This is a genomic window from Burkholderia sp. AU44665, assembly GCF_030504405.1.
In the GTDB taxonomy this organism is placed as follows: Bacteria; Pseudomonadota; Gammaproteobacteria; order Burkholderiales; family Burkholderiaceae; genus Burkholderia; species Burkholderia semiarida.
This window is the reverse complement of the sequence record NZ_JAUJRI010000001.1, coordinates 1,027,088-1,047,596: the sequence shown is the minus strand read 5'-3', so window position 1 is coordinate 1,047,596 and position 20,509 is coordinate 1,027,088. Positions and strand designations below refer to the sequence as shown.

Sequence of the window (20,509 nt, the reverse complement as noted above, 5' to 3'; positions counted from 1 at the left end):
GTGGATCGGGCATTCGAAACGAAACGATACGTATGAAGTTTCGATTATAGTGACGGCCGTTCCAGACTGCCCGCCTGAATCGCCGTGATGCCTTCGATCCTGATTCGTCCCGCCACGCGGGAAGACGCGGCCGCGATGGCCGCCGTGGAAGTTGCCGCCGCGCAACGGTTTCGCGCGATCGGCATGGCCGACATCGCCGACGGCGAACCGACCGATGCGGCCGCCGTGCTCGTGCGGATCGACGACGGACGTGCGTATGTCGCGGTCGATCCGCAAGGCGCGTGCGTGGGGTTCGCGTTCTACCGGCTGCTCGATGCGCAGCGGTTGTATCTGGAGGAACTGGATGTCGCGCCGTCGCATGCGGGGCAGCGTATCGGCGCGCGCCTGATCGAACAGGTGACGGCGCGCGCGGCGCGGGAAGGGATCACGGAGATCGTGCTGTCGACGTTCCGCGACGCGCCGTGGAATGCGCCGTACTACGCGCGCCTCGGTTTCCGGATCATCGACGATGCAGCACTCGACGACGCGCTGCGCGCGATCCGTGCGCACCACGTCGCGCTCGGTCTCGACGAAACACGGCGCGTGTTCATGCGCGCGGACGTGCGCATCTGAACCCGCGCCGTTGTGCCGTCAGGCCGCGTCGCTCAGCGCCGGGTAGTCGGTGTAGCCGGTTTCGCCTTCCGCGTAGAACGTCTCCGGCACCGGCTGGTTGAGCGGCGCGCCGAGTTCGAGACGGCGCGGCAGGTCCGGGTTCGCGATGAACAGCTTGCCCCACGCGATCGCGTCGGCGGTGCCGTTCGCGAGCGCGGCCTGCGCGGTGTCGAGCGTGAACTGCTCGTTCGCGATCAGCGGGCCGCCGAACGCTTCCTTCAGGCGCGGGCTCAACTGGTCGCCCGAATACGATTCGCGCGTGAAGATGAACGCGATCTTGCGGCGGCCGAGTTCGCGCGCGACATAACCGAAGGTTGCCGCCGGATCGGAATCGCCCATCGTATGCGCGTCGCCGCGCGGCGCAAGGTGCACACCGACCCGGCCCGCGCCCCACACGTTGATCGCCGCGTCGACCACTTCGAGCAGCAGGCGCGCGCGATTCTCGATCGGGCCGCCGTACGCATCGGTGCGGCGATTGGTGCTGTCCTGCAGGAACTGGTCGAGCAGGTAGCCGTTCGCGCCGTGAATCTCCACGCCGTCGAAGCCCGCCGCCTTCGCGTTCTCGGCACCCTTGCGATACGCGGCGACGATGCACGGAATCTCGTCGAGTTCGAGTGCGCGCGGCGTCACGAACGGACGTGGCGGACGCACCAGGCTCACGTTGCCGCCCGCGGCGATCGCGCTTGGCGCGACCGGCAGGTCGCCGTTCAGGAACATCGGATCGGAGATCCGGCCGACGTGCCAGAGTTGCAGCACGATGCGCCCGCCGGCCGCGTGCACGGCCTGCGTGATCTGCTTCCAGCCTTCGACCTGCTCGTCGGACCAGATGCCGGGCGTGTCGGCATAGCCGACGCCTTGCGGCGTGACCGACGTCGCTTCGGTGATGATCAGGCCGGCCGATGCGCGCTCGGCGTAGTAGCGCGCCATCAGCGCGTTCGGCACGCGCGCCGTGCCCGCACGGGCGCGGGTGAGCGGCGCCATCACGATGCGGTTCGGCAGGGTCAGGTCGCCGAGGGTAACGGGATCGAACAGCGTGGGCATGGCAGATAACCTCTTCACGAAAGGCAGGGAAGCCGGCGCGTCATGTGCGATGGCGCCCCGCATGGCCGGTTCGGCCGTTGGTTAGAGTTCGCGGCGCAGGGCCTCGAGAAATGCGTCGATGACAGCCTCGTTGCGCTGGAAGAACGCCCACTGGCCGATCCGCGTCGACGTCACGAGCCCCGCGCGCTGCAACGTGGCGAGGTGCGCGGAGACGGTCGACTGCGACAGCCCGCAGCGCGCGTCGATCTGGCCCGCGCAGACGCCGTGTTCGTACGGCAGCGTCTGTTGCGGGAAATGCTCGCCGGGCGTTTTGAGCCAGACGAGGATCTCCCGGCGCACGGGGTTCGAGAGCGCTTTGAGGATCGCGTCGATGTCGAGTTCGGTCGGCATGGATGGGTGGGTGTTTCGGTCGGGCAATGAAGTATCGTCGATGGGCGAATCTTATATCGGAATTTGACGATATGTTTGAAAGCATTACTGGCAATGGGGTTGATAGCTGTCGACATACAAAAAGATCGCACTTGGGAGAGGGCTGTATCGGACGGCGCAGCCTTCCGGCACGTTCCGATCGCGATTGAGCGGAGGCGGGGACTTTCTGCCCCGGGCGCTTATGGGGCATCGTTCCGCTAAATCGATAGCGCTTCTGGCTGAGCCGGTTTGTCACCCTCAACGGTCAACTGCTCGCGCGAACAATCAGTTGGCACGACATCGGTTGTTGGCCTTTGCGAAGGGCGTCGAACGCGGGCGGATCCTCCTGCAGCAGCTGGAAGATCCGCGCGGCGGCCGTGATGCCGATTTCACGCGCAGGTGGCCGCACGGTCGTCAAGCTAGGCGCCAGCATCTCCGCCATCGGGTAGTCGCCGAAGCCGACGATCGCGCATTGTTCCGGCACGCGGATGCCTGCGCCGCCCGCGGACAGCAGTGCACCAAAGGCAAGGTTGTCGTTCGCGAAGATGATCGCGTCGGCCGTGCGGCGTGCGGAACACAGCGCGAGCAGCGCCTCGCGTCCTGCGTGCATCGGCTGCGCTTCGGTCGGTGCAAACACGATCGGCTGACGCCCATGCTCGCGCATGATCTCGGTATAACCATCGCGCCGCTCGAGCGCGCTTGCGTCGCCCGCCGCGCTGTTCAGCACGAACGCGATGCGTCGATAGCCGCGTTCGACCAGATGACGCGCCGCGATGCGTCCGGCTTCCTGGTGCACGAAACCGATCTGCAGCGGCTTGCGCCGCGGCTGGAAGTCCCACGTTTCGAGCACGGGCACCTGCGTTTGTTCGATCAGTTCCTCGGTTCCCGGGGAATGGAAGTGCGACGTGAGCACGAGCGCCGCCGGCGACCACCCGAGCAATCCGCGCACCGCGTTCTCCTCGAGATCCGTCGAGAAGTAGCTCGATGCGAGCAGCAACTGGTAACCGTGTGCTGTGACCTCGTCGCTGAAGCTCTGGATCGTGTTCGCAAAGATAGGCCCCGAGATGTTTGGAATGACCATGCCGATGACACGGCTGCGCGCCGAGGCGAGCCCGCCGGCGACGAGATTCGGCACGTAACCGAGTTCAGAGACCGCATCGGCGATCCGCTCGCGCAGTGGCTCGGACAGTCGCGCCGGATCCTGGAAATAGCGCGACACGCTGATCTGCGATACGCCGACGTGCTCGGCCACGTCGCGCAGTGTCAAGCGTCCCGACGTGCGGCGTGAGCGCGCATCGCTTTTAGTCGAATCGGACATATGTTCCGCTGATTTCGTTATTTGACGCGGCAAATTCGCCACGGGAAACTGCCTGTCATGTTAGCGCTAACCATGCGAGGTCGCCAGCACGAAACGATGTGTGGCTCGGTGGTGGGGCGCTGCTTTCACGACAGGATAGCGGATGACGACAGCTTCCCGCCTCATGCACCTCGGGGCCTTTCTGATGGAGACCGGACACCATGCAGCCGCGTGGCGGCATCCGGACGTGCAGGCCGATGGCGGCACGGATTTTCGTGCGTATGCGGCGCTGGCCAGCATGGCCGAGCGCGCGTGCTTTGACGCGATTTTCGTCGCGGACAGCGTCGCCGCGAACGCGGGTGATGGCGCCGCGCGCTCGGCACGTTCCGACCGGCTCGATCCGCTGACGCTGCTGCCCGCGCTCGCGGCGGTCACGGAACGCATCGGCCTGATCGCGACGGCGACGACGACCTACAACGAGCCGTATCACATCGCGCGCAAGTTCGCGTCGCTCGACCACATCAGCGGCGGGCGGGCCGGCTGGAATCTCGTGACGTCCGACAACGCGGCGGAGGCGCGCAATTTCGGCCGCGCAGAACACGTCGGTCACGACGAGCGCTATGCGCGCGCCCGGGAATTCCATCGCGTCGTGACGGGCCTGTGGGACAGCTGGGCCGACGACAGCTTCGTGCGCGACAAGGCGAGCGGCGCGTACTACGACGCGTCCACGCTGCGCGTGCTCGATCATCGAGGCCCGCATTTCTCCGTGTCGGGTCCGCTCAACGTGCCGCGCCCGGTGCAGGGATGGCCCGTCGTCGTGCAGGCGGGCGCATCGGAGGCGGGGCGCGACCTCGCTGCGCAGACGGCCGACGTCGTGTTCACCGCGCACGCACGGCTGGATGCCGCGCAGGCGTTCTACCGCGACATGAAGGCGCGTGCGGCGGCTGCGGGCCGTGCGCCGGGCGACCTGAAGATCATGCCGGGCCTGTCGGTCGTCGTCGCGCGTACCGACGGCGAGGCGCGCGAGCGCTTCGACGCGCTGCAGGCGCTCGTCGATCCGGTCGCGGGCGTCGCGATGCTTGCGCGGATGCTCGGCAACTTCGACCTGTCCGGCTATCCGCTCGACGGCCCCTTGCCCGATTTGCCGCTCACGGACAGCGGCCAGCGCAGCCGCCAGGCACTCCTGACCGCGCTGGCCGGCGACGAGCGCCTGACGATCCGCGAACTGGTGCTGCGCATCGCGGCCGGGCGCGGGCACGTGACGGTGGTCGGCAGTGCGGCAACCGTGGCCGACCTGATGCAGACGTGGTTCGAGCGCGACGCGGCGGACGGCTTCAACGTGATGCCGGCCGAACTGCCGGGCGGCCTCGATGCGTTCTGTTCGCTCGTCGTGCCCGAGTTGCAGCGGCGCGGGCTGTTCCGCACGGCCTACGCCGGCCGCACGTTGCGCGAGCATCTTGGGCTGCAGCGACCGGTGCGTGCGTAGTGCACGCATTCGTCCCGTCGAATCCATCCGATAAGGAATCTCCGATCATGAAGTTTTCCCGACGTTCGTTTCTCCGCACCGCACAGGCTGCAGCCGTGGCCGCGTTCGCTGCGCCATTCGCCGGCGGCGCGCATGCCGACACGGGCCGCACGCTGCGCATCGGCTACCAGAAGGGCACGCCGCTCACACTGCTGAAGGCGCAGCGCTCGCTCGACAAGCCACTCGCCGCGCGCGGCTTCGACATCGCATGGACCGAATTCCCGGCCGGGCCGCCGCTGCTCGAGGCGATGAATGCCGGCTCGATCGATCTCGGCTATACGGGCTCGCCGCCGCCGATATTCGCGCAGGCGGCGGGCAGCCGGATCGTCTACTTGGCGGCCGAACCGGCCGGCCCGCACAACGAGGCCATCATCGTGCTCGACGGCTCGCCGCTGAAATCGGTCGCCGACCTGAAGGGGCGGACGGTTGCATTCGCACGCGGATCGAGTTCGAACTACCTGATCGTCGCCGCGCTCGAAAAAGCCGGCCTGACCTATGCGGACATCAAGCCCGCCTTTCTGTCGCCCGCCGACGCACGCGCGGCCTTCGAAGGCGGCAAGGTCGACGCGTGGGTCATCTGGGATCCGTATCTCGCGGTCGTCCAGCAGACACTCGGCGTGCGCACGATCGCCGACTATGCGTCGGGCATCGTGCAGCCGTACAGCTTCTTTCTCGGTGCGCCGGATTTCGCGAAGGCCCACCCCGAGGTGTTGTCGGATGTGCTGTCGGCGGTCGCGCGCGGCGATGCGTGGACGGCCGCCCATCGCAGCGACGCCGCTCAGATGATCGCTCGCGAGATCGGCGTGCCGCAAACCGTCGTCGAGCGCTATCTCGCGCGTTCCGCGTTCGGGCTGCTGCCCGTCAATTCGACCGTACTCGGCGCGCAGCAACGCGTTGCCGACACGTTCTGGCGCGCGAACGTCATTCCGCGGGCGATCCAGGTCGCCGACATCGCGCGCCCGGTTTCCTTCACCCGCTGAATCCATACTCCACTCGCCTCGCAGAGCCGCTGTCATGAACCGACTCGCTTCCCGTACTGCCGCCATCCGTCCCGTTCGCCGCGCCGCCGCATTGCGCTGGCGCCTTCGCTTCACGCCCCGGCTGAAAACCGGGTTGCGCACGGCGGGTGCCGTCGCGCTCGCCTGCGCCAGCCACACCGGGCACGCGCAGTCGACGCTGGTCATGTACGGCATCGTCGATGCAGCCGTGCAGTACGGCCGCTTCAACAGCACGACTGGAACGACCGCGTCGGCGGCCAGCGGCAACCTGCAGGCATCGCGCTTCGGGCTGCTCGGCAAGGAAGATCTCGGCGGCGGCTATCGCGCGAATTTCCGGCTTGAGACGGGCTTCAATATCTACTCGGGGATGGGTGGCGGCGCGACGGAGTTCAATCGCGGCGCATCGGTCGGGCTGTCGGGGCCGTTCGGCAGCGTCGACGCTGGCTATCTGTACCTGCCGATCTACTGGGTGTTTCTTGCCTCCGACGTCGGCACGTACGGGCTTGCGAATCCAGCCGCGATCATGTCGCTCGAACACACGACGACGCTCGGTTCGAGCGGCACAGGCGGGTTCTACCGGAACGCGGTGCGCTACCGGACGCCGGAAGCGCTCGGCGGCTGGTCGAGCGAGATCGGCTACTCGTTCGGTGCGCAGGATCCTGCCGGGCAGACGCTGAACGCGCGCAACATCGGAGTGAACCTCCAGTACGCGAAGAACGACGTGCTGGTCGGCTATGGCTTCAACCGCTACCAGTACTACGCGAGCGCGACGGCATCCGACGCGTCGTCGCAGCTCACGCATGTACTGACCGCCACATACGATTTCGGTCGCATGGTGGTGGGCGGGAATTACGTGTATTCGAAGCGCACCGACGGCACTGGATGGTTCGCGTCCGCCGCGTTGCTCAACGCGCGCGTGCGCGTCGGGTTCGGGGACATCAACGTCGGCGTGTCGCGGCGTATCGGGAATGGCGATGCGCGCGCGATCGCTTGCGATGTCGGCTACGTGTACTACCTGTCGAAGCGTACGCAGCTGTATGGCTTCGCGACGACGATCCTGAACAACAGTCATTCGACACAAGGATTCGCACTTCTGAACAACTCGGCGGCGACGGTGACGCCGGGATTTGACCCATGGGCGGTGACGGCTGGAATTAGAACGTCATTCTGATTGAGAAATCTTTACTTCAAGCAACACGATGTAATCGTTTCTGCGACTGCGAAGCCGCAGCACAGGCCTTCAATCGAGAATTCGCTGCGAAGCTCGTCTTCCCGTAGTATCTGTTCGATCGCCGGATCAATTCAGCAGACACCAGATCGCGAGGAACGGCGCGTCGCCGGAGCGCATCGCATGCAGCGCGCCGCGCGGGTTGTGGATGCCGCCGCCGACCCCGGGATCGAACCATTCGCCGTTCTGCTGCCGGAATTCACCGGCGGTCATCAGCACGTAGGCTTCCTCCGGCGCGTGGCCGTGATCGGGGTATCGCACGCCGGGCATCATCAGCGAGAAGCCGAGTTGAATGTCGTCGCGGCTTTCGGCGCCGCCGGGCCCGCAGACCATTCCGTTCACGTGCCCATCGATGTAGTTCGACTACCGTCCTTTCCGGATGTACGGCGCGTCCAGCCGACTACCGGCTCCAGCGACGCGATCAGCCGCGCGACGGTGGCGAACGTCGGGTTCACGCGTGCGACGGCCTGGAGCGCCGGGCCAAGCCATTCGTATGCGGGGTAGCGCACTGCGTTGCGCAAGCCGTTGTCAGACGGCTGCTGCAACCGTGCGAATACTTGCGGTGCGAACGCGCGCGCGGCGGCGGGCAGCTTTTCCGACTGGAACAGTTCGCCGGTGATCCGGACGAAATCCGCGATGTGCTTCGGACGTTCATGCATGTTGTCTGCTGCTCCCTGAGTGATGTGGGCCAATCAGCGAAAGTCTAGGCAGAAACGTGCCGATCCGGGCAGCGAAAAAGGGTGACCGGCTTGACATAGGCCGCCATCTGCGTGCCGCGGTAGCCGTTCGGCTCGTGGCCTGCCCGCGAACCGCACGGTTTTCACGGGCACTGCTCCGCCCGCGCCGACGCGGCGGGCCGCAATCATCACGTCCAAAGCCGCTCGCGCCGTCACGGGCATGATTTCTCGGTAGTTTCCCTTAATTCCCCGTGTCGGGATTTTCCCCTGCCGGACGCTTCCGCGCGCTGCACGCGCTACTGGGCCGCCGTCCCCGCAAAATTCCGCACAGCCGCGCCGGTGTTGCGTTTCGCCTATTTCGCACCGTTTTGCGGCGATCACGCCTTTTCGCCCCGAAGCGATGCATTACCAAAGGTATGGAAAAGCGCACAGAAAATGTATCTGGAGCGACGAAATTGGATTGATACGCTGCATTCACTGCATCAGCGCCGTCAACCACGCAGGAGCGGCATCGGCCTATGCCATGGCGGCGATCGATGACGGCTCAGACGAAGTTCGCGGCTTCCCTTACCTGTTAGTCGGGATGACAGAATGGCTCCAAATCTGACGTTTGCGCCGGGCGACGTACTTCCCCCCGGGGCAATCCACACTGGCGGTTCGCCGTCGATCGCCCGGTCAAGCATCGCAACCGGAACGGACATCCTGACCGTCAAGCACCTGTCGAAGATTTTCGGTCCGAAGCCCGAGCGTGCGATCGAAATGATGAAGCGCGGCGTCGGCCGCAACGAGATCTTCGCGGAAACCGGCAACATGGTCGCGGTCAACGACGTGAGCCTGAGCGTGCGCGCCGGCGAGATCTTCGTGATCATGGGGCTGTCGGGTTCGGGGAAGTCGACGCTCGTACGTTTGCTGAACCGGCTGATCGAGCCGACGGCCGGACAGGTCGTGCTCGAAGGCCGCGACATCGCACCGATGTCGATGCCGGAACTGCGCGACGTCCGGCGCCAGAAGATGGCAATGGTGTTCCAGTCGTTCGCGCTGCTGCCGAACCGCACCGTGCTCGACAACATCGCGTACGGGCTCGAAGTCGCGGGGATCGGGAAGGCGCAGCGCTACGAGGTCGCGCGCGCGGCGCTGGAGCGCGTCGGCCTCGGCTCGTACGAGAAACTGCTGCCGAGCGAGTTGTCCGGCGGCATGCAGCAGCGTGTGGGCCTCGCCCGCGCACTGGCGGTGAATCCGTCGGTGCTGCTGATGGACGAGGCATTCTCCGCGCTCGATCCGCTGATCCGCTTCGAAATGCAGCACGAGCTGCTGCGCCTGCAGAAGGAAGAGCAGCGCACGATCGTGTTCATCTCCCACGATATCGAGGAAGCCGTCAAGATCGGCGGCCGCATCGGCATCATGAAGGACGGTTGCCTGATCCAGGTCGGCACGCCCGCCGAACTGATCCAGACGCCGGCCGACGCGTACGTGCAGGACTTCTTCCGTAACGTCGACGTGTCGCGCTTCCTGAAGGCGTCGAGCATGATGACTCCGGTGGAGCGCGGGCTGCTTCGTTGCGATGCGGGCACGCCTTCCCACCGCTATCTGAACCAGTTGATCGACAGCGGCGCGGAATGCGGCTACGTGTGCGACGAATCCGGCCGTTACCTTGGCTGCGTCACGCCCGCTACGCTGCACCGGTCCGGCACGAAGCCGATTCGCGACGCGTTCCTGAACGACTTCAACGCGGTGTCGATCGATACGGACCTGCATCGGCTCGCGTCGATCGCGCTGACGCAGCAGCACGACGTGCCGGTGACGGACGGAGTGGGACGACTGGCGGGCGTCGTGTCCTGCCGGACGATACTCAAGCAGATGATGCAACGGAGGGCAGCATGAATGCGTCGGTGATCGGGAAGTTTGCGGAGAATGTCGTCAACTTTCTGTTTCTGCATTTCCGTGGCGGCTTCGACACGTTCTCGGCGGGCCTCGGCGCGGTCGTGAAGCTGCTCGAGGACGGTCTCGCCGCCGTGCCGTTCATCGCGATGGTCGTGATCCTGGTGGGCCTCGCACTGTGGCGCCGGGGCGTCGTGTTTTCGATCTTCGTCGGTTGCGCGCTGCTCGTCATCCATTACATGGGCCTATGGGCGCAGACGGTGTCGACCCTCGCGCTCGTCACCGCGGCGACGTTCTTCAGCCTCGTGATCGGTGTGCCGCTCGGCATCTGGGGTGCGCGCAACAACCGGATCGGCATGATCCTGCGCTCGCTGCTCGACTTCATGCAGACGATGCCCGCGTTCGTGTACCTGATTCCGGCCGTAATCCTGTTCGGGCTCGGACGCGTGCCGGCGGTGATCGCGACGATCGTGTTCGCGATGCCGCCCGTCGTGAGGCTGACGACGCTCGGCATCAGGCAGGTCCGCGAGGAACTGATCGAAGCAGGCCGTTCGTTCGGCAGCACCGACTGGCAGCTGCTGTGGAAGATCCAGCTGCCGAACGCGTTGCCGTCGATCATGGCCGGTGTGAACCAGACGATCATGATGGCGCTGTCGATGGTGGTGGTCGCCTCGATGATCGGCGCGGGTGGCCTCGGCGAATACGTGTTGAGCGGGATCCAGCGTCTCGACATCGGGATCGGCTTCGAAGGCGGGCTCGGCGTCGTGCTGCTCGCGATCGTGCTGGATCGCCTGACCGAGAGCTTCGGCGTGAAGGCGAAGAAGAAGGTGAAGCGGCCGATCGCGCGTGCCGGCAAGGCGGGGCCGCGCGGCGCGGCACGGACCTGACGGACACGGCAGTCGAAGATCATTGAAGGACGATGAAGCGCCGTGGCCGCGGTGCCGCGGCGGAACCGGTGTAGCAGTGCGTGGAGACCGGAAACGCCGATCGAAGGCGTTCCTCACCTTTTAAAGAATCGCGTGATTAAAAAGGAGTACTAGATGAATTCCCATACGTTCAAGTCGCTTCTGGCGAAACTTGCAATATCGACGGTGGTCGCCTGCAGCGCAGGTGTGGGCGCCGCGTCGGCGGCCGAGCCGGTCAAGATCGCGGTCACCAACTGGGCGGACGTGCTCGCGGTGGCCAACGTCGCGAAGTACGTGCTCGAGACGCAGCTGAAGCAGCCGGTGCAGTTCGTGCAGGCGGACATCGGCATCCAGTATCAGGGCGTCGCGCGCGGCGACCTCGACATCATGGTCGGCGGCTGGCTGCCGGTCACGCACGGCGCGTACTACGCGAAGTACAAGAACGACCTGGATGATGTGGGCATTATCTACACCGGCGGCAAGAACGGCTGGGCCGTGCCGGCCTACGTTCCGGAATCGGCGCTGTCGTCGATCGCCGACCTGAACAAGCCGGAGGTCAAGAGCAAGCTGAACGGCACGATCCAGGGCATCGAACCGGGCGGCGGCCTGATGCAGGCGTCGGAGAGGACGATCAAGGGCTACGGCCTGGACGGCTACAACCTCCAGGCGTCGAGCGAGGCCGGGATGCTGGCCAGCGTGTCGCGTGCGTACCAGTCGAAGCAGTGGATCGTCGCGACTGTCTGGAGCCCGCACTGGCTGTTCCAGAAGTGGCAGATGCGGTACCTGAAGGATCCGAAGGGCACGCTGGGCGGTGAAGAGCAGATCCACGCGTTCGCATCGAAGAAGTTCGCGGGCAAGTTTCCGCGTGCCGACGTGTTCTTCAAGCACCTGAAGCTGACGCTGGCCGACGTCGAGGCGATCGAGTTCGAAGGCAACAGCACGAACGACTACGCGAGCGCCGCGAAGAAGTTCGTCGACGCCCATCCGGACAAGCTGAAGGCCTGGCTGCAGCAGTAAGGCCGCGCGCCGGCCCCGGGGCCGTCACGACGGCGCCGGCCTTGCAGTGTGCGGTGCATGGAATCCAAGCAGCACGTAACGAATCGCGTCGCGGAGTCACCAAGTGAACGAGAACGCCCGCTTTTTTGCCGAAACGCTCCAGAGCCGCGATCCGGTGATCGCATCGGAAATCGCATTGGAGTTGCGTCGCCAGCAGACGCAGATCGAACTGATCGCATCCGAAAACATTGCGTCCGCGGCGGTGCTGGAAGCGCAGGGCACCGTGTTGACGAACAAATACGCGGAAGGCTATCCGTCGCGCCGGTACTACGGCGGTTGCGACCATGTCGACCGGATCGAGGCGCTCGCGATCGACCGCGCGTGCGCGCTGTTCGACGCGAACCACGCAAACGTGCAGCCGCACTCGGGCGCGCAGGCCAACGGCGCGGTGATGCTCGCGCTCGTCAAGCCGGGCGACACGGTGATGGGGATGTCGCTCGATGCGGGCGGCCATCTGACGTATGGCGCGCGCCCCGCGCTGTCGGGCAAGTGGTTCAACGCGGTGCAGTACGGCGTGAGCCCGGATACGCTCCGCATCGATTACGACGACGTGCGCCGGCTCGCGCAGCGCCATCGGCCGAAGCTGATCATCGCGGGCTATTCCGCGTATCCGCGTGCGCTCGACTTCGCCGCGTTCCGCGAGATCGCGGACAGCGTCGACGCGAAGCTGATGGTCGACATGGCGCATATCGCCGGTATCGTCGCGGCCGCCCGCCACCAGAACCCGGTGCCGTTCGCCGACGTCGTGACGTCGACCACGCACAAGACGCTGCGCGGCCCGCGCGGCGGCTTCATCCTGACGAACCACGCAGACGTCGCGAAGCAGATCAACTCGGCGGTTTTTCCGGGGCTGCAGGGCGGCCCGCTGATGCACGTCGTCGCGGGCAAGGCGGTGGCCTTCGCGGAAGCACTGCGCCCGGAGTTCACGCGCTATATCGACCAGATGCTGCGCAACGCGCAAACGCTCGCGCAGGTGCTGACGGCCGGCGGCCTGACGCTCGTCACCGGTGGCACCGACAACCACCTGCTGCTGGTCGACCTGCGCGCGCGGCGCATCACCGGCATGCAGGCCGAGAAGGCGCTGGAGCGTGCCGGCATCACCTGCAACAAGAACGGGATTCCGTTCGATACGGAAAACCCGACCGTCACGTCCGGGATCCGGCTCGGCACGCCCGCCGGCACGACACGCGGCTTCGGGCCCGCGCAGTTCGAGCAGATCGGCGACATGATCCTCGCGGTCCTAGCGGCGCTCGAGCGCAATCCGGACGGGGATGAGGGCGTCGAGCGCGCGGTCCGGACTCGCGTGCGCGATCTGTGCAACCAGTTTCCGATCTATGCGCACGCGGACGCGTTTGCCTGATCGCCGGAACCGGATCGGGCGGACGCATGGTTCGAACCCCATGACGAATCGATCGGCGTGGCTGCGCGGAACACGTGCGGCGCGCGCCGACGTCTTATCCAGTGCCAGGCTCCTGCGTGACGGCGGGAACTGGGCACCCACTCACCTGAATGAGGAATTGAAATGAGCTTCGAGGGCGTACACACACCGCTGGTCACCCCGTTCGACGCGGACGGCGAAATCGATCACGAACTGCTGGGCCGGCATGCGGCCGATCTCGCCGGCTGCGTGTCCGGCCTCGGCATCGGGGGCACGACGGGCGAATACTACGCGTTGAGCTTCGACGAGCGCGTGCGCACGTTCGACACGGTCGCGGCCGCCGCCGGCGGCAAGACGTTCCTGACCGCAGGCATCAACGCGACGACGACGAAGGAAGTGCTGCGCCTCGGCCGCGAAGCGAAACGCGCGGGGCTCGATGCGCTGCTGGTGGCGGCGCCGTACTACGCGCAGCCGACGCAGCAGGAACTGCTCGCGCACCTGCTCACGATCGACGACGCGCTCGACATGCCGATCATGCTGTACAACTTTCCGGCTCGCACCGGCACCGAAATCGGCGACGGCATTCTCGAGACGCTGCTCGAGCGCAAGAATTTCGTCGCGATGAAGGAAAGCACCGGCGACATCGCGCATCTGCATCACCTGTCCACGCATTTCAGCGGCCGGCTCGTGCTGAGCTGCGGAATGGATGACCAGGCGCTCGAGTTCTTCGCATGGGGCGCGCGCAGCTGGGTCGGCGGCGCGTCGAATTTCCTGCCGGAAGCCCACACCGACCTGTTCGACGCGTGCGTGACGCGCGGCGATTTCGCGACCGGCCGCAAGCTAATGGCGCAATTGCTGCCGGTGCTCGAACTGCTCGAGCGCAGCGGCAAGTTCATTCAGTACGTGCGTTACGGGTGCGAGCTGGCCGGTTTGCCGGTCGGCGTCGCACGCGCACCGCTCGGTGCGCTGTCGGGCGACGAGCGTGACGCGTTCGCGAAGCTCGTGAAGCCGCTGCTGCGCGACAGCCGGTAATTCATCATGCGTTCGAATCTGGAATTCGCGCGGTTTCCGGCGCCGGACGGAATGAACGGCTGGTGGGAGAGCCTGCCGCCCGCACCGGACGCGCGCACCGTCACGTCCGACGGCCGGTTCGACTGGGTCGTCGTCGGCGGCGGCATCACGGGGCTGTGCGCGGCGCGCCGGCTCGCGGAACTCGCGCCCGGCGCGTCGATCGCGCTCGTGGAGGCCGACCGGATCGGCCGTACGACCGCCGGGCGCAATTCCGGATTCTTCGTCGACCTGCCGCACGACATCAGCAGCGAAAGCTACTCGCGCAGCATCGACGAGGACCGCGCCGACGTGCGGTTCCAGCGGCACGGCATCGACTATGTGCGCGACATCGTGCGGCGCTTCGGCATCGATTGCGACTGGCGCGACGACGGTAAATACCACGCATCGGTCAACAGCAAGGGCGCCGCCGCGCTCGCGCATTTCGCGGACGGCCTGTCGCGCCTCGGCGAAGCGTTCGAGTGGCTCGACCAGCCGGCCATCCGGGCCGTGACCGGCACCGACTTCTACACGGGCGCGCTGTTCACGCCGGGCTGCAGCACCGTGCAACCGGCCGCGCTGATGCGCGGCCTCGCGGCCACGCAGCCGGACAACGTGACGGTGTTCGAACTTAGCCCGGTCATGCGGATCGAGCCGCGCGGCGACGCGCGCGCGCTGCGCTTCGCCGGCGGCACGATCGTCGCAAAGCAGGTAATCCTGTGCACGAACGCGTATGCGGCGACCTTCGGCATCCATTCGAACGGATTGCTGCCGGTCTATACGTTCGCGTCGCTCACGCGGCCGATGAATGCCGACGAAGTCGCGAAGCTCGGCGGAACGCGGTCGTGGGCGGTGATTCCGGCCGATCCGATGGGCACGACGGTGCGGCGCCTGATCACCGATCGCATTTGCGTGCGCAACCATTTCGCGTTCAGGCCGGACGTGAGGGTGTCGCCTGCGGACCTCGCGAAGGCGCGGCATCTACATCAGCGCTCGTTCGAGCGCCGCTTCCCGATGCTCGGTGGCGTCGAATTCGAATATACGTGGGGCGGGCCGCTGTGCCTGTCCGCGAACAACGGCGCGCTATTCGGCAAGCGCGACGACCGTCTCTACGAGGCGATCGGCTGCAATGGTCTCGGGCTGAGCCGCGGATCGTCGTCCGGCAAGCTGATCGCCGAATACGCGCTCGGCGAATCGAACAGTCTCGTGCAGCAGGTGCTGAAGCAGCCGCATCCGCGCCCGCTGCCGGTTCGGCCGCTCGTCGACCTGGCCGTGTCGGCGACGATCTGGGCAAAGGAGTTCTCGGCCGGTGCCGAGCTTTGATTATTGAGGAAACGACATGACGACTCATCAGGATTGGAAGCAGAAGGCGAATGCGTTGTCGCTCGACGGCCGCGCGTTCATCGCGGGCGAGCGCAGTGCGGCCGCGTCGGGCGAGACGTTCGCGACGCTCAACCCGGCGTCGGGCAAGGTGCTTGCCGACGTGGCGCGCTGTAACGAGCGCGACGTCGATCGCGCGGTCGTGGCCGCGCGCGACGCGTTCGAGTCGGGCGTTTGGTCGAAGGCCGCGCCCGCGCATCGCAAGGCGGTGCTGCTGCGCGTCGCGCAGTTGATCGACGAGCATGCGGAGGAACTCGCACTGCTCGAGGCGCTCGAAGCCGGCAAGCCGATCGGCGAGTGCCTGGGGCTCGACATTCCCGAGTCGGCTGCGTGCATCCGCTGGCACGCGGAGGTGACGGACAAGCGCTACGACGCGTTGTCGCCGTCCGGCAGCAGTGTCGTCAGCATGATCACGCGCGAGCCGATCGGTGTCGTCGGCGCCGTGCTGCCGTGGAATTTCCCGGCGCTGATGCTCGCGTGGAAAATCGGCCCCGCCCTGTCGGTGGGCAACAGCGTTGTCGTGAAGCCGGCCGAGCAGACATCGCTGTCGACGCTGCGCATCGCCGATCTCGCACGGGAAGCCGGCGTGCCGCCGGGCGTGTTCAGCGTCGTCACAGGGTTCGGCGGCGAGGCAGGCGAGGCGATCGGCCGCCATCCGGACGTCGATCTCGTCGCGTTCACCGGCTCGACTGCAACCGGCAAGCGCTTCCTGCACTACGCGGCCGATACGAACCTGAAGCGCATCGTGCTCGAATGCGGCGGCAAGAACCCGCAGGTGATCCTGCCGGACGTCGCGAATCTCGACGCGGTCGCCGAACAGGCGGTCGCGGCCGCGTTCTGGAACATGGGCGAGAACTGCAGCGCCGGCTCGCGGATCCTCGTGCCGTCGAGCCTCAAGGCGGAACTGCTGGAGAAGGTTCAGGCGGTGCTCGATGGCTGGAAAACCGGCGACCCGCTCGACCCGGACGTGAAGCTCGGCGCGTTGATCGAGCAGAAGCATTACGACAAGGTGCTCGGCCATATCGAGAAGGCGAAGGCGGAAGGCGCGCACGTGGTGTGCGGCGGGCAGGCAATTCTCGCCGAAACCGGCGGCTGGTTCGTCGAACCGACGATCTTTGACCAGGTGACGCCCGAGATGAGCATCGCGCGCGACGAGGTGTTCGGGCCGGTCGTCTGCTTCATCGAGTACGACGACGTCGACGACGCGGTGCGGATCGCGAACGATACGTGCTACGGGCTCGCTGCGTCGCTGTGGACCGACAACGTGAACAGTGCGCACAAGGTCGCCGCGCGCATTCGCGCGGGAACGGTCACGGTGAACTGCTTCGGCGAAGGCGACCTGTCGACGCCGTTCGGCGGATTCAGGCAGTCGGGGTTCGGCGGCCGCGACAAATCCGTGTACGCGCACGATCAATATTGCGAACTGAAGACCACTTGGCTGAAGCTCGAGTGAGTGGTGCCGAGCACGCGGCATCGCAGGCCCGCGCGGCCCGCGATGCCGGTTGGCGGAGCGGTTTCGGCGGCGCGCGAAGGGAAGAGCGATCTGCAGCCGGCGGCGTGCCGCGACATCGCGACGGTACCGCGCGGTGAGCCGCGCCACCGCGCCGCGCATCGGCCAGGCATGGAGCGGAGGTGTCTGACGGACGGGCGTGTTGCCGTCCCCATCATCGCTTCCGATAATAGCGATGCGCTGCACAATCGATCGAAAATGGCGTCGTCGTGACGCCGTTTCCGCGGCCGAGCCGCTCTTGCGAGCCGCCCGGCCGATGCGCAAGCTGCAATATCGGCTAATTGAAAGGTTTGCGACGAGACTGACTGAGGGCAGCCGGCGGGACTGCCGTCGACGCGTTCGTCGGCGCAGCGTCCGACCTCCGTTTTGAGAGTGGAATCCATGTTGAAGAAGCAATTGTTTGCCGACCGACTTCTCGCGCAGATGCCGTCGCTTCGCGCGCTGCGCTGCTTCGTGACGGCGGCGCGCTACGAGAGCTTCACTCAGGCAGCCGAGGTGCTGTGCGTGACGCAGGCCGCGATCAGCCGGCAGATCAAGGAGCTCGAGGATTCGCTCGACGTCGCGCTGTTCGAGCGCACGGGCAGGCATATCGCGCTGACGGATGCCGGGCGGGTCCTGTACAACGCGTCGTACCTGTCGATCATGAACATCGCCGAGGCGGCGGAGGCCGTGCGCCGGACCGACAAGCACGCGCTGATGGTCTGCGCATCGCATACGTTTTCCGCACTGTGGCTGTCGTCGCGACTGCCCGCGTTTCGCGAGCGGTTTCCCGATATCCAGCTACACGTGATCGTCACCGAGCATTTCATGGAGCTCGACGGCCTCATCGAGCCTGACGTGATCATCACGAAGAACCCGCCACGCGAGCCGGAGTTCGAAGCCGAACCGCTGTTTCACGACATCGTGTATCCGGTGTGCAGCCCGTCGTTTCGCGAGCGGCATTTTCATGGCCGGTCGCTGAAGCCGCTGGACCTGCTGTCGTGCCCGACGCTGAACCTGTCGATGCTCGGCCGTGCTCAGGTGTGCGAGCACGTCGATTGGCGCGTTTGGCGCAACTGGTTCCAGCAGAGCGACGGCACCGATACGTTGACCGAGAACAAGTATCTGGAAAGCAACGACTACCGGCTGCTCGTCGCGCAGGCCGAGGCCGGCGAGGGCACGCTGCTGGGCTGGCACCACCTCGTGCACCGGCAGATCGACTCGGGTGTGCTGGTGCGCCCGGTGCAGGACGTCCTCGTGTTTCGTGACCGCCATCATTACCTGATCACGCACCGGAATGCGCACGCGCGTCCGGAGTACCGGCTGTTCCGTCAGTGGCTGCGTGACGAGGTCGGTATCATGATGCACGGATGGCTCGATGCCGGCGTCGAGATCGGTCGATAACACGCTGCCCCGGCACCTTTGTCAACGCGGGCGAGTGGTTCATGAGCGACGGAATGAGCAAAGTCGGTCGTGACAAGAGCCGGCGTTGCGCGTCGGTCGGGCGACCATTCGGCTTCGAGCACGGCCAGTTCATCACGTCGATCACGGTCAAGCTTCACCTTCGCCGAAACGGTCTGGCCCGCGTTTCAAGATCTAATCATGCTTAGCCAGTAAGCAGTCAAGGAGGCGTTTCGTCTCTGGATAATCGGATAAATCCCGATCATTCGAAACGCAAACGTAAAGTTGTCGTTCCGCCCACTCGTCCAGCAGTTTTATCGACTTTAGATTATAAAGACTTAAATAGGGGGAGGCGTTCGGTTCCGGAATCACACCGATTCCTATTCCTTCCTGGATGAGGCGGCATCTCGCCTCGTAGTTTCCGACTTCGATTTTGACATCGAGCGGACGCGACAAGCTTCGTCCGGCAAACGACGAGAATGCGTCATAGGTGTGCCGAGGGAAATAGCCCACGAACGGATAGGAATTGGCATCTTCCAGGAACAGTTCGTCAAATCGCGCCAGCGGATGATCTCGACGCGTAACAAGAACAATACGGTCCCGCTGGAATGGATACGACGTCACGCCCGGCGCCGGCGACAATGCGTGATAAATCCCGACGTCCGCTTCATTTTCCGCGACCAACCGCGGAATGTCGTAGCTGTAGCGCTCTTGCAGATCAATCCGGGCGGCAGGAGATTCCGCAAGATATCTCCGCGTTATCGGAGGTATATACGCGATGATCGATGATGGATTTGCGGCCAGTCTGACTTTTGGATTTCCTGCCTTTCCAAATTCGGCAACGACGTCTTGCGCTATCTCGACGCGGCGCAAGATTGCTTTTGCATGATGATACAGCGACAAACCCGCAGGCGTACCCTCGACGCCGCGCGCATGGCGGATCAGAAGATCCACTCCAAGCCGGCTCTCGAGGTCCGCGATTCGCTTGCTGGCTCCCGAAGTGACGAGGGCATTCTCTTCGGCCGCCTTGGTCAGACTCTTTGACTCGATTGCCGAAACAAAGATGCGAAGACTCTGAAGATCAAGTTTCATCATGTTCGGTCGCGAGACTGTTGATCGGAGGCCGTCTGGCGGGGGGGGGCGCGGTATCTTTTTTCAGCGCCGTTGAATCGCTCCGTTGCCGACCCCGCACTATAACAATGATGGTAGCGCTGCTCGTGGCATGCACATATCGGTGCAGCGCGAGACATCATGCTTCGGCGGTGTCGTCGGCCTGATCGACGTTGTTTAGATGCGTCGTAACGGAAGCCCGGCCTTGCGCCGGGCTTCGTCGTTTTCATCGTCGATAGGAAGGGTCGATGCGATCCAGCTTGCGCAGCAGCGCGGGCCATTCCATCAGGCCATAAGGGCGGCGTGTCTGCGGCTGATAGTTCATGTACGTCTCTTCGAGCACGTCGTGGGGAACCTGGTTCAGTTCGGTATTGCACGCCATGGCCGCGAGCTGCGTCTTGCACGACAACTCCAGCCGATGCATGGCGTTGAACGCTTCGGGAATGGTCTTGCCGACGGTGAGCAGGCCGTGATTGCGCAGAATGAGCGCATTGTTCTCGCCGAGATCGCGCACCAGCGATTCACGCTCCGAGACATCCAGCACCACGCCGCGGTAATCGTGATAGCCGATCTTGTAGAAGCGCATGGCAGTCTGCGTGAGCGGCAGCAGCCCGCACTTGAGCGCCGACACGGCCATGCCCGGCCAGCTATGCGTATGAATCACGCATTCGAGTTCGGGGTTCGCTTCGTGGATTGCGCCGTGGATCACGTATCCCGCGCGATTGATGCCGTAGTCCGCGCCAACGAACGCGGGCTTGCTTAGAATATTTCCATCGATGTCGATCTTGATCAGGCTCGACGCCGTGACTTCCTCGTACAGCATGCCGTAGGCGTTGATCAGATACGCGCCTTCCTCGCCCGGCACGCGCGCTGAGATGTGGTTCGCGGCCATGTCCGACATGCCGTACAGCTCGGTCAGCCGGTAGCAGGCGGCCAGATCGACGCGCATTTTCCATTCGGCTTCGGAGCATTGCTCGCGCATCGATGGAATGGAGAATTCGGGGAGCTTGGTCATTCGAGATTCCTCATCGAAGGTGATC

The 20,509-nt window shown here is 65.2% G+C and carries 17 protein-coding genes and 1 pseudogene; 12 read left to right on the top strand and 6 right to left on the bottom strand.

Translation table 11 applies throughout. The features are described from left to right. Nucleotides 1-87: 87 nt before the first annotated feature. The gene (locus tag QZM15_RS04635) at nucleotides 88-612 is read left to right on the top strand and encodes a GNAT family N-acetyltransferase (protein ID WP_302105923.1); all 525 of its coding nucleotides are present in this window, start codon (nucleotides 88-90) and stop codon (nucleotides 610-612) included. A gap of 18 nt (nucleotides 613-630) precedes the next feature. Here the strand turns inward: QZM15_RS04635 and QZM15_RS04630 are convergent, their stop codons facing one another. The 3 genes from QZM15_RS04630 to QZM15_RS04620 form a co-directional block, all read right to left on the bottom strand. After that, nucleotides 631-1,692 carry an alkene reductase gene (locus QZM15_RS04630; RefSeq protein WP_302105922.1) on the bottom strand — a complete coding sequence of 354 codons (1,062 nt, stop codon included), beginning with the start codon at nucleotides 1,690-1,692 and terminating at the stop codon, nucleotides 631-633. Nucleotides 1,693-1,773: 81 nt separating this feature from the next. After that, the gene (locus QZM15_RS04625; RefSeq protein WP_302105921.1) at nucleotides 1,774-2,082 is read right to left on the bottom strand and encodes a helix-turn-helix transcriptional regulator; all 309 of its coding nucleotides are present in this window, start codon (nucleotides 2,080-2,082) and stop codon (nucleotides 1,774-1,776) included. 283 nt (nucleotides 2,083-2,365) lie between these two features. After that, the gene (locus QZM15_RS04620) at nucleotides 2,366-3,418 is read right to left on the bottom strand and encodes a LacI family DNA-binding transcriptional regulator (RefSeq protein WP_302105920.1); all 1,053 of its coding nucleotides are present in this window, start codon (nucleotides 3,416-3,418) and stop codon (nucleotides 2,366-2,368) included. Nucleotides 3,419-3,560: 142 nt separating this feature from the next. On the opposite strand from QZM15_RS04620, the gene QZM15_RS04615 reads away from it, so the two are divergent. Genes QZM15_RS04615 through QZM15_RS04605 form a run of 3 tightly spaced genes read left to right on the top strand, consistent with a single transcriptional unit; the run spans nucleotide 3,561 to nucleotide 7,091 of the window. Beyond that, nucleotides 3,561-4,883: an LLM class flavin-dependent oxidoreductase gene (locus tag QZM15_RS04615; RefSeq protein ID WP_302105919.1), complete on the top strand. Its 1,323-nt coding sequence runs from the start codon at nucleotides 3,561-3,563 to the stop codon at nucleotides 4,881-4,883. A 47-nt stretch (nucleotides 4,884-4,930) separates the two neighbouring features. Continuing rightward, nucleotides 4,931-5,902 carry an aliphatic sulfonate ABC transporter substrate-binding protein gene (locus QZM15_RS04610; protein ID WP_302105918.1) on the top strand — a complete coding sequence of 324 codons (972 nt, stop codon included), beginning with the start codon at nucleotides 4,931-4,933 and terminating at the stop codon, nucleotides 5,900-5,902. A gap of 34 nt (nucleotides 5,903-5,936) precedes the next feature. After that, nucleotides 5,937-7,091, top strand: coding sequence for a porin (locus QZM15_RS04605; protein WP_302105916.1), 1,155 nt, complete (start codon nucleotides 5,937-5,939; stop codon nucleotides 7,089-7,091). Nucleotides 7,092-7,217: 126 nt separating this feature from the next. Here the strand turns inward: QZM15_RS04605 and QZM15_RS04600 are convergent. Beyond that, nucleotides 7,218-7,807: pseudogene (locus tag QZM15_RS04600) on the bottom strand (dimethylsulfonioproprionate lyase family protein). Between the two features lie 609 nt (nucleotides 7,808-8,416). On the opposite strand from QZM15_RS04600, the gene QZM15_RS04595 reads away from it, so the two are divergent. The 8 genes from QZM15_RS04595 (at nucleotide 8,417) to QZM15_RS04560 (ending at nucleotide 18,362) form a co-directional block, all read left to right on the top strand. Then, a complete protein-coding gene (locus tag QZM15_RS04595; protein WP_302105915.1) occupies nucleotides 8,417-9,706 on the top strand; it encodes a glycine betaine/L-proline ABC transporter ATP-binding protein in 1,290 nt (429 codons plus the stop codon). Continuing rightward, entirely contained in the window at nucleotides 9,703-10,590 is an 888-nt protein-coding gene (locus tag QZM15_RS04590) for a proline/glycine betaine ABC transporter permease (protein ID WP_302105914.1), read from the top strand. The genes QZM15_RS04595 and QZM15_RS04590 overlap by 4 nt, the downstream gene beginning before the upstream one ends. Before the next feature lie 153 nt (nucleotides 10,591-10,743). Further along, the gene (locus tag QZM15_RS04585) at nucleotides 10,744-11,625 is read left to right on the top strand and encodes a glycine betaine ABC transporter substrate-binding protein (protein WP_302105913.1); all 882 of its coding nucleotides are present in this window, start codon (nucleotides 10,744-10,746) and stop codon (nucleotides 11,623-11,625) included. A 103-nt stretch (nucleotides 11,626-11,728) separates the two neighbouring features. After that, nucleotides 11,729-13,024, top strand: coding sequence for a serine hydroxymethyltransferase (gene glyA / locus QZM15_RS04580; RefSeq protein WP_302105912.1), 1,296 nt, complete (start codon nucleotides 11,729-11,731; stop codon nucleotides 13,022-13,024). A 162-nt stretch (nucleotides 13,025-13,186) separates the two neighbouring features. Further along, nucleotides 13,187-14,074, top strand: a complete 888-nt coding sequence (locus QZM15_RS04575) for a dihydrodipicolinate synthase family protein (RefSeq protein ID WP_302105911.1) — start codon at nucleotides 13,187-13,189, stop codon at nucleotides 14,072-14,074. Nucleotides 14,075-14,080: 6 nt separating this feature from the next. Then, the gene (locus tag QZM15_RS04570; protein WP_302105910.1) at nucleotides 14,081-15,412 is read left to right on the top strand and encodes an FAD-binding oxidoreductase; all 1,332 of its coding nucleotides are present in this window, start codon (nucleotides 14,081-14,083) and stop codon (nucleotides 15,410-15,412) included. 16 nt (nucleotides 15,413-15,428) lie between these two features. Next, a complete protein-coding gene (locus QZM15_RS04565; RefSeq protein ID WP_302105908.1) occupies nucleotides 15,429-16,922 on the top strand; it encodes an aldehyde dehydrogenase in 1,494 nt (497 codons plus the stop codon). A 438-nt stretch (nucleotides 16,923-17,360) separates the two neighbouring features. Next, entirely contained in the window at nucleotides 17,361-18,362 is a 1,002-nt protein-coding gene (locus QZM15_RS04560; RefSeq protein ID WP_302105907.1) for a LysR substrate-binding domain-containing protein, read from the top strand. Between the two features lie 192 nt (nucleotides 18,363-18,554). On the opposite strand, the gene QZM15_RS04555 is transcribed toward QZM15_RS04560, so the two are convergent. Continuing rightward, nucleotides 18,555-19,454 (bottom strand): LysR family transcriptional regulator, encoded by a 900-nt coding sequence (locus QZM15_RS04555; RefSeq protein WP_302105906.1) that lies wholly within the window; start codon nucleotides 19,452-19,454, stop codon nucleotides 18,555-18,557. 241 nt (nucleotides 19,455-19,695) lie between these two features. Next, a complete protein-coding gene (locus QZM15_RS04550; RefSeq protein ID WP_302105905.1) occupies nucleotides 19,696-20,484 on the bottom strand; it encodes a class II aldolase/adducin family protein in 789 nt (262 codons plus the stop codon). Between the last annotated feature and the right edge of the window lie 25 nt (nucleotides 20,485-20,509).

Excerpts from the sequence above, each read along its gene's own strand:
- QZM15_RS04630 (WP_302105922.1), bottom strand. The coding sequence starts at position 1,692 with ATGCCCACGCTGTTCGATCCCGTTACCCTCGGCGACCTGACCCTGCCG.
- QZM15_RS04635 (WP_302105923.1), top strand. The coding sequence starts at position 88 with ATGCCTTCGATCCTGATTCGTCCCGCCACGCGGGAAGACGCGGCCGCG.
- QZM15_RS04610 (WP_302105918.1), top strand. The coding sequence starts at position 4,931 with ATGAAGTTTTCCCGACGTTCGTTTCTCCGCACCGCACAGGCTGCAGCC.
- QZM15_RS04615 (WP_302105919.1), top strand. The coding sequence starts at position 3,561 with ATGACGACAGCTTCCCGCCTCATGCACCTCGGGGCCTTTCTGATGGAG.
- QZM15_RS04560 (WP_302105907.1), top strand. The coding sequence starts at position 17,361 with ATGTTGAAGAAGCAATTGTTTGCCGACCGACTTCTCGCGCAGATGCCG.
- QZM15_RS04605 (WP_302105916.1), top strand. The coding sequence starts at position 5,937 with ATGAACCGACTCGCTTCCCGTACTGCCGCCATCCGTCCCGTTCGCCGC.
- QZM15_RS04590 (WP_302105914.1), top strand. The coding sequence starts at position 9,703 with ATGAATGCGTCGGTGATCGGGAAGTTTGCGGAGAATGTCGTCAACTTT.
- QZM15_RS04585 (WP_302105913.1), top strand. The coding sequence starts at position 10,744 with ATGAATTCCCATACGTTCAAGTCGCTTCTGGCGAAACTTGCAATATCG.
- QZM15_RS04565 (WP_302105908.1), top strand. The coding sequence starts at position 15,429 with ATGACGACTCATCAGGATTGGAAGCAGAAGGCGAATGCGTTGTCGCTC.
- QZM15_RS04555 (WP_302105906.1), bottom strand. The coding sequence starts at position 19,454 with ATGATGAAACTTGATCTTCAGAGTCTTCGCATCTTTGTTTCGGCAATC.
- QZM15_RS04595 (WP_302105915.1), top strand. The coding sequence starts at position 8,417 with ATGGCTCCAAATCTGACGTTTGCGCCGGGCGACGTACTTCCCCCCGGG.
- QZM15_RS04550 (WP_302105905.1), bottom strand. The coding sequence starts at position 20,484 with ATGACCAAGCTCCCCGAATTCTCCATTCCATCGATGCGCGAGCAATGC.
- QZM15_RS04625 (WP_302105921.1), bottom strand. The coding sequence starts at position 2,082 with ATGCCGACCGAACTCGACATCGACGCGATCCTCAAAGCGCTCTCGAAC.
- QZM15_RS04620 (WP_302105920.1), bottom strand. The coding sequence starts at position 3,418 with ATGTCCGATTCGACTAAAAGCGATGCGCGCTCACGCCGCACGTCGGGA.
- QZM15_RS04575 (WP_302105911.1), top strand. The coding sequence starts at position 13,187 with ATGAGCTTCGAGGGCGTACACACACCGCTGGTCACCCCGTTCGACGCG.
- QZM15_RS04570 (WP_302105910.1), top strand. The coding sequence starts at position 14,081 with ATGCGTTCGAATCTGGAATTCGCGCGGTTTCCGGCGCCGGACGGAATG.